Origin of the sequence: Rhodocyclus tenuis (genome assembly GCF_014197755.1) — a bacterium.
In the GTDB taxonomy this organism is placed as follows: domain Bacteria; phylum Pseudomonadota; class Gammaproteobacteria; order Burkholderiales; family Rhodocyclaceae; genus Rhodocyclus; species Rhodocyclus tenuis.
Window position 1 is genome coordinate 64,430 of the sequence record NZ_JACIGE010000009.1, and the last position, 12,930, is coordinate 77,359.

At 67.5% G+C, this 12,930-nt stretch carries 9 protein-coding genes; 5 read left to right on the forward strand and 4 right to left on the reverse strand.

From position 1 onward, the window contains the following. Positions 1-39: 39 nt before the first annotated feature. A complete protein-coding gene (gene orn, locus GGD90_RS12315; RefSeq protein WP_153117292.1) occupies positions 40-585 on the forward strand; it encodes an oligoribonuclease in 546 nt (181 codons plus the stop codon). Between the two features lie 116 nt (positions 586-701). Here the strand turns inward: orn and GGD90_RS12320 are convergent, their stop codons facing one another. The 4 genes from GGD90_RS12320 to trxA all read right to left on the reverse strand — a co-directional run bounded on the left by GGD90_RS12320 (position 702) and on the right by trxA (position 4,847). After that, complete coding sequence (locus tag GGD90_RS12320) at positions 702-2,438, reverse strand: ArnT family glycosyltransferase (protein ID WP_153117291.1); 1,737 nt, start codon at positions 2,436-2,438, stop codon at positions 702-704. 163 nt (positions 2,439-2,601) lie between these two features. After that, on the reverse strand, positions 2,602-2,817 hold the full coding sequence (gene rpmE, locus GGD90_RS12325; RefSeq protein WP_153117290.1) for a 50S ribosomal protein L31: 216 nt from the start codon (positions 2,815-2,817) through the stop codon (positions 2,602-2,604). Positions 2,818-2,932: 115 nt separating this feature from the next. Next, complete coding sequence (gene rho / locus GGD90_RS12330) at positions 2,933-4,189, reverse strand: transcription termination factor Rho (protein ID WP_153117289.1); 1,257 nt, start codon at positions 4,187-4,189, stop codon at positions 2,933-2,935. 331 nt (positions 4,190-4,520) lie between these two features. After that, entirely contained in the window at positions 4,521-4,847 is a 327-nt protein-coding gene (trxA, locus tag GGD90_RS12335) for a thioredoxin TrxA (RefSeq protein ID WP_153117288.1), read from the reverse strand. 426 nt (positions 4,848-5,273) lie between these two features. On the opposite strand from trxA, the gene fdxA reads away from it, so the two are divergent. From fdxA to GGD90_RS12355, 4 genes are all read left to right on the forward strand, one after another. Beyond that, positions 5,274-5,597 (forward strand): ferredoxin FdxA, encoded by a 324-nt coding sequence (gene fdxA, locus GGD90_RS12340; protein WP_153117287.1) that lies wholly within the window; start codon positions 5,274-5,276, stop codon positions 5,595-5,597. Between the two features lie 34 nt (positions 5,598-5,631). Further along, on the forward strand, positions 5,632-8,559 hold the full coding sequence (locus tag GGD90_RS12345) for a PD-(D/E)XK nuclease family protein (RefSeq protein WP_153117286.1): 2,928 nt from the start codon (positions 5,632-5,634) through the stop codon (positions 8,557-8,559). After that, complete coding sequence (locus GGD90_RS12350; RefSeq protein ID WP_153117285.1) at positions 8,552-12,166, forward strand: UvrD-helicase domain-containing protein; 3,615 nt, start codon at positions 8,552-8,554, stop codon at positions 12,164-12,166. Before GGD90_RS12345 ends, GGD90_RS12350 begins: the two co-directional genes overlap by 8 nt. A 227-nt stretch (positions 12,167-12,393) precedes the next feature. Then, positions 12,394-12,843, forward strand: a complete 450-nt coding sequence (locus tag GGD90_RS12355; RefSeq protein WP_153117284.1) for a CBS domain-containing protein — start codon at positions 12,394-12,396, stop codon at positions 12,841-12,843. The last annotated feature ends 87 nt before the right edge of the window (positions 12,844-12,930 follow it).

Genomic DNA, 12,930 nt, shown 5'->3' on the forward strand with positions numbered 1-12,930 from the left:
GCCGGCAACCCGAAGAATTTCAGAAGAATGGCGGATTATATGGCACAGGACGCGAACCACCTGGTTTGGCTGGACATGGAAATGAGCGGGCTCGACCCGGAGCGCGAACGCATCATTGAACTGGCGATGATCGTCACCGACAGCAATCTCGAAGTGATCGCCGAATCGCCGGCCTGGGTGGTGCATCAGTCCGATGCGGTGCTCGACGCGATGGACGACTGGAACAAGAAGACGCACGGCCGTTCCGGACTGATCGAGCGCGTGCGCGCCTCGACCATGGACGATGCCGCGGTCGAGGCAGCGGCGCTGGCCTTCATGGCCGAGTACGTGCCGCCGCGTAGTTCGCCGATGTGCGGCAACTCGATCGGCCAGGACCGCCGCTTCATGGTCCGCTACATGCCAAAGCTCGAAGACTGCTTCCATTACCGCAACCTCGACGTGTCGACGCTGAAGGAACTCTGTCGCCGCTGGCAGCCCGAGATCTACAAAGGCTTCAGCAAGCAGGGCGCGCACACCGCGCTCGCCGACATCCGCGAGTCGATTGCCGAATTGCAGTACTACCGCCAGCATTTCATCCGCGGCTGAGTCGTCGCGTCGCTGCCGGCGTGGCGCTGACGCGGCAGCGGCGAACGCTTGTGCGGCAGAGCAAACGCCTGTTGCAGGAAGTCCTGCTCTCTGTCGCGACGCGTGGCGAGGAGACTTCAGGGATTGGTCACCGATGGCGTGGCGTCGGCCGTCTCGCTGCCGGCGTCTGCCGTCGATTCGTCTGCCGGCACTGCGCTGACTACTTGGCCGCTGCCGGTCTTGCGGTACAGCCGCAGTCGTTCCTTGCGGTCGCCCGGCCGCGAGCCTTCCCATACCTTGCTCCAACTGCCAGCCGGCGTCCCTTCGGCGTTACGGCCACCCTGCGTCAGCAGCCACTCGCAACGGCGACCCGCGGCCGAGTTGTAGGGCTGTGTGACGATGCCGGCAAAGTAGTCGAGCGAGGCGCGCTGCGGTTCGCCGATCCCCGTGTCAGCGATGCAGCCGTGGCTTGCCGGCAGCGCTTTTGCCAGCGCAGTGGCGAGCGGACGGTAGGTCTTGCCGTAATCGACCCAGGGCAGCCACAACGTGCTCGCCATCAGCCAGAACAGCGTCACGCCGGCGGCCCAGTGCGTCATGCCGCGGAAAGGCGAGCGAGCGGTGGTGACGATCAGCCAGAGCCAGGCGGCGAAGGCAATGAGCGCGACGAGGAAGGGCAGCAGCGAGAAACTGCCGACAAAGCCGGGTTCGAGACGCACCACCTGTTTCGCCAGTTTCGCCGGCCACTCGAACACCATCGCGCTCCAGCCGACCCAGAGCAGGCCGGCGAACAGCGTGAAGCTGATCATCGCGAACCAGTCGAAGCCGTTGGCGGCACCGCGGCGCAGCGAGGGGATGCCGGGAACGGCGAGCAGCACCAGCGGCGGCAGCAGCAGCAGCGCCGGCACGCTGCGCGCGTCGAAGGTGAAACACAGACCGAGCCAGAGCAGCAGGAAACCCGACAGCGGTAGCAGCAGTTGCGGCGTCACCAGCTGGCGGCGCTTCGACCACAGCGTCCAGCCGGCGAGCGGCAGCGCCGGCCAGGCGTACCAGGGCAGCAGATTGAGATAGCCGAGCGCATTGTCGAGCGGTCGCGGCGGGCTGCCGAACTGTGCCAGCTCGTTGCTCCACCACCTTGCCAGATAAGCCGGATGACTGCTGGCCAGCGGCAGCAGCCACAGCGCCAGCAGCGCGGCGGCAATGAGCAGTCCGGCAAGCAGTGCCGGCCCGGTTTTCGCCTTGTTCTCACTGAAGAAGAAAGCGACCAGCGCCAGCGGCAGAAGCAGCGCCATCGGCGCCAGTCCGCCGCCGAGCACGCCGAGTCCGAGCGCGGCGCCGAGAGCGGTGCCCGAAGTCCATGGTCGCCGATCGAGCATCGCCAGCGCCCAGTAGGCGGCGGCGTGCGCTGCCAGCGGCACGAGCATCGGCTGCATCTCGTGCGTGTGGATGAGGAAACCGATGCTGCCGGCGATGATCAGCGGCGCGGCGACGGCGTATTCGCGCCCGTAGAGCGCGCGCGCCGCGAGGTGCACGAAGCCGAGGATGAGAATCGAGAAAGCGGCGCTGGTCAGGCGCACCGCATCGTGCAGCGGCAGCAGTAGCGACAGCGGCCACGCAAGCAACTGGCCGAGCGCGGCGGCGATCCAGTAATAGAGCGGCGAATCGAAGGTCGGCTGGCCGGCGATTGACGGCGTCAGCCAGCTGCCGCGCACCAGCATGTCGTGGATGACGCCGAAAGCGGCGGCGTCGTCGACCTTCCACGGATCGTGGCCGGTCAGCCCCGGCAGCAGATAGAGCGCCAGCAGGATGGCCAGCGGCCAGCCTCGCGGCGGTAGCGCGATGCTGCGGAAACGGGGATGTTCGGGGTGCGCAGGCATGGCCGGAGAGTTGTCGATTCCTGTCGCTGGCCGGGAATTTTACGGCAATGAAAAAGGCAGCCCGGGGGCTGCCTTCATGTGCGCCGGCCCGGCAGGCCCGGCAGCTGTTCCGTGGCCTGCTGCGCCAGAAATGCCTTCCCTGTCAGCGGGAAGGCATTTCGCCTCAGGCGGACTTGCGCATCGCGCCGTACTTCTGGTTGAACTTCTCGACGCGGCCGGCGGTGTCGACGATCTTCTGCTTGCCGGTGTAGAACGGGTGGCAGGCAGCGCAGACTTCGATGTGCAGCGCTTTTTTCATCGTCGATTGCGTGGTGAAGGTGTTGCCGCAGGAGCAGGTCACCTGGATTTCGTTGTAGCTGGGATGGACGTCGGGCTTCATCGCTTGATTTCCTGTGGTGGTTCGGGTCTGCCGTTGCGCGCGGCGGATTCGGTAAAGCGCGCGATTATCCGCGTTTCGCCGACGCAACGCAAGGCGCTTGCCGTTCTGGCGTGAATCAGCGACGCATCGCGTCGAAGAATTCACCGTTGTTCTTGGTCGAGCGGATCTTGTCGAGCAGGAATTCCATCGCGTCGAGGTCGTCCATGTTGTAGAGCAGTTTGCGCAGGATCCACATCTTCTGCAGCACGTCGGGTTTCAACAGCAGTTCCTCGCGGCGCGTGCCGGAGCGGTTGACGTTGATCGCCGGATACACCCGCTTCTCGGCCATGCGCCGGTCGAGGTGGATTTCCATGTTGCCGGTGCCCTTGAATTCCTCGTAGATGACGTCGTCCATGCGGCTGCCGGTATCGATCAGCGCGGTGGCGATGATCGTCAGCGAGCCGCCTTCCTCGATGTTGCGCGCGGCGCCGAAGAAGCGCTTCGGCTTCTGCAGCGCATTGGCGTCGACACCGCCGGTCAGCACCTTGCCCGAGGCCGGCTGCACCGTGTTGTAGGCGCGCGCCAGACGCGTGATCGAATCGAGCAGGATGACCACGTCCTTCTTGTGCTCGACCAGACGCTTCGCCTTCTCGATGACCATTTCGGCGACCTGCACGTGACGGGTGGCCGGTTCGTCGAAGGTCGAGGCGACCACTTCGCCGCGCACCGAGCGCAGCATTTCGGTCACTTCCTCGGGGCGTTCGTCGATCAGCAGCACGATCAGCGAAACGTCGGGATGGTTGGTGGTGATGGCGTGCGCGATGTGCTGCATCATCACCGTCTTGCCGCTTTTCGGGCTGGCGACGAGCAGGCCGCGCTGGCCTTTGCCGATCGGCGCGATGATGTCGATGATGCGGCTGGTGATGTTTTCCTCGCCGCGGATGTCCCGCTCGAGACGCATGTGCTCGGCCGGGTGCAGCGGCGTCAGGTTCTCGAACAGGATCTTGTTCTTCGACGCTTCCGGTGCCTCGCCGTTGATGCGGTCGACCTTGACCAGCGCGAAGTAACGTTCGCCTTCCTTCGGCGTGCGGATCTCGCCTTCGATGGTGTCGCCGGTATGCAGGTTGAAGCGGCGGATCTGCGACGGGCTGACGTAGATGTCGTCGGTGCTGGCGAGATACGAGGTGTCGGGCGAGCGCAGGAAACCGAAGCCGTCGGGCAGTGTTTCCAGCGTGCCGTCGCCGAAGATGCTTTCGCCCTTCTTCGCCTGGTTTTTCAGCAGGGCAAAGATCAGCTCATGCTTGCGCAGGCGGTTGGCACCCTCGATGTTGTTGGCGACGGCCATGTCGAGGAGTTGGCTGACGTGCAGCGCTTTGAGTTCGGAAAGGTGCATGGGCGGGCGAACGTGAAGAGGGAGGTGACGTGGGTCGCGACAGGCGGATTGCGACAGGGGATGCCGTGCGGGCAGGCGGGATCTGGCCTGGAGGCGGTCGGCAGTGCCGGGACGCAGCGGTGAGCGGCGGCCAGCACGGTGGAAAGGAGCAGTTTTTCGAGCGGAAAGGTTTGAAGCGGAGCGGTTTCGAATTCGGTCTGGCGGCGGTGGCCCCGACGGGCAGAACCGGCGCTTGAGTCTGGCGAAGTACGCGGTAACTCGCGCGGCAGCCTCTTATTGGCTTGTTAGCGGGGGCCGCGCGGTTCGAAACGGATGCCGGAGGGTAGCGGCTTCAAAGATTGCTGTCAATAAACGCCGTCAACTGCGATTTCGACAGCGCGCCGACCTTGGTTGCCTCGACGTTGCCGTTCTTGAACAGCATCAGCGTCGGGATGCCGCGAATGCCGTAATTGGCCGGCGTCTTCTGGTTGTCGTCGATGTTCAGCTTGGCGACCTTGAGGCGGCCGGCGTATTCGGTCGAAATGTCGTCGAGGATCGGCGCGATCATCTTGCAGGGGCCGCACCAGTCGGCCCAGTAGTCGACCAGCACCGGCTGCGTCGACTGCAGGACCTCGCTGGCAAAGCTGTCGTCGGTGACGTAAAGAATGTGCTCGCTCATCGGAATTGGCCTTTCGGTGAATCAGGAATGTTGCTGTGACGGGAAGTTGTTCGGAAAAGATCCTGTGGCATCGTCGCTGCTGCCGGACGTTCGCGGCGACCGGAATCCGGGCGGGAACGGCCGCTTGACGTGGGCAGAGACGGCGCTGTGCGATGGATGACGCAGAACGGAGAGAGTGGTGGCTGCTGGAATGGTTCCGGTGTGGCTGTGTCGCCGGCGGATTTCGCGTGCGGACCGCGCGTGGAACGGAACCGCTCCGGGCCTGGCACGTCGAACAGCTTTCCGATGAACGGCGCACTTCCGTGCGCGCATCGCTTATCAATCAGCGCGGTATGCTAGCGAAAAAAATCGGCCAAGGGAAGCGAGCCCGCACGCGGCCGATACGCTATAGTTGCCGCGCGGTTTTCCCTGCGGAGCGCAAGTACCATGGCTTATGTCGTTACCGAAAACTGCATCAAGTGCAAGTTCACCGACTGCGTCGATGTCTGCCCCGTCGACTGCTTTCGTGAAGGCCCCAATTTCCTGGTGATTGACCCCGACGAATGCATCGACTGCACGCTCTGCGTCGCCGAATGTCCGGCCGAAGCGATCCTGGCCGAGGACGATGTGCCGCCGGCGCAACACTCCTTTATCGCGCTCAACGCCGAACTCGCCAAACAGTGGCCGACGATCACCGCGACGCAGGCGGCGCCGGCCGACGCCGAGGAATGGAACGGCAAGCCGGACAAGCTGAAGCTGCTCGAACGCTGACCCGGATTGCCTCCCTCCGTCCGCGGGGGCAGGCATGAGCTTGGCGCAGGCGGGAATTGCCGCGCGGGGCAGATTCCCGGCGTCGACCGCCCTGCCTCCCGGCGACGGCTTTCTCGACGCGGTGGCCGCCGAGATGCTGGCGCGCATCGACGCGGCTGCCGGCGAGCAAAGCGATCTCTCGGCCTGGCTGGTGCTGGCACCGTCATTGCCGATTGCCGCCGAGCTGCGCCAATCCTTCATCCGCGTCATTGCCCGGCCGGTCATGCTGCCGCGTTTCGACGTGCTCAGCCGCTGGGAGCAGAGCGAGCCGCTTGCCGGCTTGCCGGCGGCGCTGCCCGACAGCGAACGGCTGGCGCTGCTGCACGAGGCCTTGCGCCAGCGCGGCTGGTTCGATGACGGCGCGCGCTGGGCCATCGCCGGCGAACTGGCGGCGCTCTTCGACGAACTGACCGCCGCTGCGGTCGTCCTGCCTGACGATGACAAGGCGCTCGCCGCACAGCTGGCTGAAGCCTACGCGCTGCGCGTGTCGGAACCGCTGGCTTTCGAGGCGCGGCTGGTCGTTGAACTCTGGCGCGCGCTGGCCGCCGTCGGGCGTCCCGATCTGGCCAGTCAGCGGCGTCTGCGCCTGGCCCGGCTGGCGGCGCAGGCGGCTCGGCCATTGCTGGTGCTGCTCGACGCGGCGCCGGAAGAAGCGCTCGATGCGGCGGAAAGCGAATTCCTGCTGCGCTGGGGCGAACGGCAGCCGCTTGCCGTCTATCACCCGGCACCGCGCGCCGCGGGCGCGACGGCGCTGCAGTCGGTGCTGGCGGCGGCCTGGCCGGAAATGTCTGTGGATGCGGCGGCAGATGCGCCGACTGACGCGGCGCCGCTGGCCGAGCGCGCAGCCCAGCTGCAATCGACACTCGTCAGCAGCCCGCTCGCCGGCCGTCTGCAACTGGTCGCGGCAACGGGCCGCGAAACCGAGGCCGAAGCGGCCGTGGCGCAGGTGCTCAACTGGATCGACGCGGGTTGCCGCCGCATCGCACTGATCAGCCAGGACCGTCTGACGGCACGACGCGTGCGCGCGCTGCTCGAACGCGAGAACGTGCTGGTCGCCGACGAAACCGGCTGGAAGCTGTCGACCTCGCGCGCCGCCGCCTGCGTCGACGCGCTGCTCGAAACCGTCGCCGGCAACGCCTATCACCGCGATCTGCTCGATCTGCTCAAGTCGCCCTTCGTCTTTGCCGACCTCGCGCCAGCGGACGAGGGCGCAGCGCCGGCGGCGACCGGCAAGGTCAAGGAGGCGGCGGTGTTCACGCTCGAAGCGGCACTGCGCGCCGCGTCGGCACGCAATGGCCTGCCACGCATCCGCCGCGCCCTGCGCGAACACGCTGGCGACGGCAATGCCGCGGCGACGGCGCTGGCGCAGCAGTTGCTCGATCGCGTCGATGCCGCGGCAACGCTGCTCGCCGACCGGCCGGCGCCGCTGGCGCGCTGGCTCGAGCGTCTGCAGAAGGCCTTCGATGCGCTCGGCGCGCGTGCGGCGCTGACTGCCGATCCGGCCGGTCAGGCGCTGTTCACCCTGCTCGAAACGCGGCGCGACGAACTTGCCGCCAACGCCGCCAGCTTTGCCTTCGCCAGTTTCCGCGACTGGCTCAACCGCGAGTTCGAGGCCGGCTCCTTCCGCGACGCCTCGATCAGCAGCCCGATCGTGCTGACGCCGCTCAACGCCGTCGCCCTGCGCCGTTTCGACGCGGCAATCGTTCTCGGCGGCGACGCCCGCCAACTGTCTCCGGGCGAGGGCGGCAGTTTCTTCAACGCGGCGGTGCGGCGCGAGCTGGGCTTGCGCACGCACGATGAGGCTCAGCGTGAAATGCGCCGCGATCTCGAACTGCTGCTGGCCAGCGTGCCGCGCGTTGTCGTCGTCTGGCAGTCGGAAATCGACGGCGAGGCCAATCTGCTGGCGCCCGAATTCGACCTGCTCTCGGCGCTGCATGCGCTCGCCTGGAATGACGATTTGCGGCGCGCTCCGCTGCCTTGGGGCACGCCGGCGGTGGCGCGCAGCGAGCCGGACACTGTTGCGAGGCCGCGGCGCGCGGCAGTCGTGGCGCCGGTCGCGCCGGCCGCGCTGCTGCCGCAACGCATCACCGTCAGCGCCTACGCCAGCCTCGTCGCCTGTCCTTACCGCTTTTTCGCGCGCCATGTGCTCGGCCTCGGCGAGGTCGACGAAGTGCTGGAAACGGTCGGCAAACGCGACTACGGCGCGCTGGTGCACCGCGTCCTCGAGATCTTTCACGCCGGCCACCCGCTGGTGTCGGCGCTTGATCCGGCGGCGGCACGGGCGGCGCTGCTCGCCATCACTGACGAAGTGTTCGCTCCGGCGATCGAGGAAAACGCGCTGGCGCTCGGCTGGTGCATCCGCTGGCGGCAGCGGATCGACGCCTATCTCGACTGGCAGCGCCAGCGCGAGGCGGCCGGCTGGCGCTGGCGGCAGGCGGAAACGCCGGTGCGCCGGCAATTCGTCCTCGCCGACGGCAGTCCGCTCGAACTGCGCGGGCGCATCGACCGAATTGACCGGCGCGACGACGGTTGCGCGCTGCTCGACTACAAGACGCAGTCGGTAAAGACGATCCGCGACACGCTCGCCGATGACCTGCAACTGCCTGCGTATGCCTTGTTGTGCGGCGCCGCTGCCATTGCCGACACAGCGAGCTTCGCCAGCGAATCGTCAGCCAGCACGCAAACGCCAGTCGATGCCGTCGTCGAAGCTGCCTACGTCGCGCTCGACGACGACGCCATCACCGCACTCGCCGCCGCCGACGGCGATGCCGAAGCGCTGCAGGCGGCGGCGCAGGCGCACGGCGAACGCCTCGTCACCGCCTTTACCGCGATGCGCGCCGGTGCACCGCTGCCGGCGCACGGCGTCGAGGCGGTGTGCCGCTGGTGCGAAATGGCCGGACTGTGCCGGAGGGAGCATGGCTGACAGCACTGAAGCCGTCGCTGGGCTGAACACGCTGGCGCTCGATCCGGCGCGCAGCGTCGTCGTCGAAGCCTGCGCCGGCAGCGGCAAGACCTGGCTGCTCGCCGCGCGCGTCGTGCGTCTGCTGCTCGCCGGCGTGGCGCCCGGCGAAATCCTCGCCATCACCTTCACGCGCAAGGCGGCGCGCGAGATCGAGGAGCGCGTTTTCGACTGGCTGCGCCTGCTGGCAACGGCCGACGAGGCAACGGCGATCGCCTTCCTGCGCGAGCGTGGCGTCGCTGCCGACGCCGCCATCCTGCGCCGGGCGCGTGGCTTGTTCGAGCGCGCGCTCGCCGCGCAGCCGGGGCTGACGGTCAATACCTTCCACGGCTGGTTCCTGCAACTCGTTGCTGCAGCGCCCTTGTCGGCCAATCTGGCGGGGACGACGCTGGTTGCCGGCGGCGCGCGCCTGTTCGACGAATGCTGGCAGAACTTCGCCACACGCCTGGTCGGCACTGCGGCGGATAGCCCGGCGGGACTGGCTTTCCGTTCGCTGCTCGAAACGATCGGCCAGGACGCGACGCGCGAACTGCTGCGCCGCGGTCTCGACCGCCGTGCCGAATGGCTGATCTGGCTCGGCGAGGGCGGCGAGCCTGGCATCGCGCCCGTGTCGGCAGCGCTCGCCAGCTTGCGCGCCGACTTCGGGCTGCCGGCGGCGAGCATCGACGCTGCTCCCGCTGACGACCGCGCCGCGCTGCTGGCCGGATTCTTCGCCGCCGGCTGGGAGACCGATTTTCACGCCTATCTCGGTTTCCTCGAACAGAGTTCGCTGAAGACCGATCTGGCGTTGGCGCAGAATCTGCGCGCGGCGCTGGCAGATGCCGCTGGCGTGGCGATCGGGTCTGCCGGCTCATCCGGCGATGAAACGCCGGCGCAGACCCGGCGAGAAGCGCTCGCCGATGCGGTTTCTGATCCCGCCAGCGCCTCGGCGCGGCTCGCCGCACTGCGGGAGGTCTTCTTCACTGCCGCCGGTGGCTTGCGTGCGCGCAAGGAAAGCAAGGCGCTGAACGAGCGTTTCGGTGTTGATGGCGCCGCGCGCTTCCTCACCTTGCACGCCGAGCTCGGTGCGCGCGTTGGCACCTGCGTCGCGCGGCTGGCCGACGCCGCGGCCTACGCTTTCAACCGCGACGCGCTGCTCGTTCTCGATACCTTCCTCGCCGAGGTCGAAGAGTTCAAGGCGACGCGGCGCATCATCGACTTTGCCGACGCCGAATGGCGCGTGCTGCAGCTCCTGCGTGACGACGACAACGCCGCCTACGTGCAGGCAAAGCTCGACGCCCGCTACTCGCATGTGCTGCTCGACGAGTTCCAGGACGCCAACCCGCTGCAGTGGCAGATCCTGCTCGCCTGGTTCGGCGCCTACTCGGACGCAGCGCGGCCGGCGGTTTTTCTCGTCGGTGATCCGAAGCAGTCGATCTACCGCTTCCGCCGCGCCGAACCGCGCCTGTTCGCCGCCGCTGGCGACTTTCTCGCCACGCATTTCGCCGCTGCGCGCTGCGCGCTCGACGCGACCCGGCGCAATGCGCAGCCGATCGTCGACGTGGTCAATGCGCTGTTTGCCGGCGAGGAACTGTTCCAGCCTTTCCGCCAGCAGCTGTCGGCCGCCGGCGAACTGCCGGGGCGCGTCGAGCTGTTGCCGCTGTTCGGCGAGGATGAGGGCGCTGTCGACGCATCGGCCGCCCGGAAAAACGGCGAGCCGCCTGCCGCGGCGGCCGGCGAGGGCGAGTCGACAACGCGTCTGCGCGATCCGCTGCGCGAGCCGGCAGCGGAAAAACAGGACACACGCCGCCAGCGCGAGGCTGTTCGCCTAGCCGAAACCTTGCGCGCCATCGTCGGTCGCTGGCAGATCGTCGAGCGCGACGGCCGTTGCCGGCTGGCGCGTTACGGCGACATCCTGCTGCTTGCGCGCACGCGCACGCAGCTCGCCATTTACGAGCGCGAACTTGCCGCCGCCGGCATTCCCTTCGTCGGCGCCGCGCGCGGCGGTCTGTTGCAGACGCTCGAGGCGCGCGACATCGCCGCCTTGCTCACTTTTCTGGTCAATCCAGCCGACGATCTGGCGCTGGCGCAAACGCTGGCGTCACCGCTCTTTGCCTGCGGCGACGACGAACTGCTGGCGCTGGCGGCGCGCCCCGAGGCCGGCTGGTGGGCACGCCTATGCCAGTTGGCGGCGACGCCCGTAGCGCCGCCAACGCTGGTCCGCGCGGCGCAACTGCTCGCCGACTGGCGCGAAGCCGCGGCGCGCCTGCCGGCGCATGATCTGCTCGATCGCATCTACCACCAGGGCCAGTTGCGCGAGCGCTACCGCCAGGCCGTGCCGGCGGCGCTGGTCGAACGCGTCGACGCCAATCTGCGCGCGCTGCTGCTGCTGGCGCTCGACCTCGACGGCGGGCGTTACCCGAGCCTGCCGCGCTTCATCGACGAGCTGCGCGCGCTGGTCGATGTTGCCGACGACGAAGCGCCCGACGAAGGCGTCATCGATGCGCCGCTCGACGCCGACGACGGTTCGCGCGTGCGCATCCTCACCATCCACGGCGCCAAGGGGCTGGAAGCGCCGATCGTCTGGCTGCTCGACGCCAACGGCAGCACGCGCCCCGAATCGGGCTGGCAGCCGCTGGTCGAGTGGTTGCCCGAGGAAGCGGCGCCACGGCATTTCTCCATTCGCGGCAACAAGGAGCTGCGCGGCGCGGCGCGCGAGCCGCTGTTCGCGGCGGAAGCGGCTGCGGCGGCGCGTGAGGAGCTGAACCTGCTTTACGTCGCGATCACGCGCGCGCGGCAGGTGTTCATCGCCAGCGGCATCGCCGGGCGCAAGGACAGTGAGACGACTCCCTATCGGCGGCTGCAGCGGGCTTTGGCGGCGTTGGCCGAAAACGCTGCCGCGGCGGAGGTGGGCGAGGACGCGGAGGGCGAAGCGCTGGCGCATGGTGATCTGGCGGACGGCTGGTCGCCGCTGACCGGATGCCTTGCCCCTGGCCTGGCGACGGCTGCGCCCTTATCTGCGGCGGGAGACAAGGCGGCGGCAGAGCAGGAAGTGTCGGAAGAGACGGCTGCGCCGGTCGCTATGCGCAGCGTCGGCTTGCGTCGTCCTGCGGCGTCTGCCGGTGAGCGTTTCGGCGTGCTGCTGCACGCGCTGATCGAGCGGCGGACCGGTTTGCCAGCGGAAGACGGCTGGTGGCGCGCGCTCGGTTTCAGCGACGACGAGTATCGCGCGGTGCAGCCGGCGGCCGGGCGCATGCTGAATTCGCCGTCCTTGCGCCGCTTTTTCGACGCGAGCTGCTATCGGCAGGCCTGGAACGAGCTTGATCTCGGGGCGGCCGACGGACGCCTGCTGCGCCTCGACCGGCTGGTCGAGTTTGCCGACGCCGACGGCGACCCCGGCGAACTGTGGGTGCTCGACTACAAGAGTTCGTCGGCGGCGACGCCGCGGCTGCCCGAATACCGGCAGCAGGTCGCCGACTATTGCCGGATCGTCGCAGCGGTGTTTCCGGGACGGCCGGTGCGTGGCCTGCTTGCGTTCGCCAGCGGCGAATGCATCGAGGTCGATGCGAACGAACCCGCCGCTTCCGGATGAAGGGCGTCGCCGTCGGCGCAGCCTGCCCTGACGTGGGCTCGTCCGGTGAGATCGCCCGCTTTTTCACTGTCGCGGCATGGGGGCACTTCACCCCGCTGTCGTGGCTTCCGCAAAGTGCGCTAAAGGACTAATATTTGCCGTTCCGAAGTCGCCGGAAAGGCGCGCGGACAAGGCCTGCCGCGAGTCGGAACATCGATTCCGGCCGATAGTGAGCGAGAGGAGCGATCATGCAGGTAAGAGAAGTATTGCGCGTCAAGGGCCCTGGCCTGTTTACGGTGGATCCGCAGCAGACGCTGGCGGAAGCGATGGGCGCGATGGCCGAGCACGATATCGGCTCGTTGGCGGTGGTCAAGGATGGCCGGCTCGCCGGCATGTTCACTTTTCGCGAACTGTTGCGTGCCCTGCACGGGCAGCCGGAAAACGCCGCACTGACCGTCGGCGAGGTGATGGTCAGCGAACCGGTGGTCGCGACGCCGGAAATGGAACTCGACGAGTTGCGTCAGCTGATGGTTGACCATCGCTCGCGCTATCTGCCGGTGATCGACGACGGCGCGCTGGTCGGTGTCATCTCCTTCCACGACGTCGCCAAGGCAGTGCTGGAAGAGCAGAGCTTCGAGAACACGCTGCTCAAGAACTACATCCGCAACTGGCCCGAAGGCGAAAAAGACGAAGCTTGACCGATCTGGCGGCGGCGTTTTTGTCAGGCTTCGGCCACTGAAAACAGGATCGGAAGCGGCACTGCCGCTGACCCTTACCAATAAATA

Coding starts and splice junctions, on each gene's coding strand:
- orn (WP_153117292.1), top strand. CDS start 40: ATGGCACAGGACGCGAACCACCTGGTTTGGCTGGACATGGAAATGAGC.
- GGD90_RS12320 (WP_153117291.1), bottom strand. CDS start 2,438: ATGCCTGCGCACCCCGAACATCCCCGTTTCCGCAGCATCGCGCTACCG.
- rpmE (WP_153117290.1), bottom strand. CDS start 2,817: ATGAAGCCCGACGTCCATCCCAGCTACAACGAAATCCAGGTGACCTGC.
- rho (WP_153117289.1), bottom strand. CDS start 4,189: ATGCACCTTTCCGAACTCAAAGCGCTGCACGTCAGCCAACTCCTCGAC.
- trxA (WP_153117288.1), bottom strand. CDS start 4,847: ATGAGCGAGCACATTCTTTACGTCACCGACGACAGCTTTGCCAGCGAG.
- fdxA (WP_153117287.1), top strand. CDS start 5,274: ATGGCTTATGTCGTTACCGAAAACTGCATCAAGTGCAAGTTCACCGAC.
- GGD90_RS12345 (WP_153117286.1), top strand. CDS start 5,632: ATGAGCTTGGCGCAGGCGGGAATTGCCGCGCGGGGCAGATTCCCGGCG.
- GGD90_RS12350 (WP_153117285.1), top strand. CDS start 8,552: ATGGCTGACAGCACTGAAGCCGTCGCTGGGCTGAACACGCTGGCGCTC.
- GGD90_RS12355 (WP_153117284.1), top strand. CDS start 12,394: ATGCAGGTAAGAGAAGTATTGCGCGTCAAGGGCCCTGGCCTGTTTACG.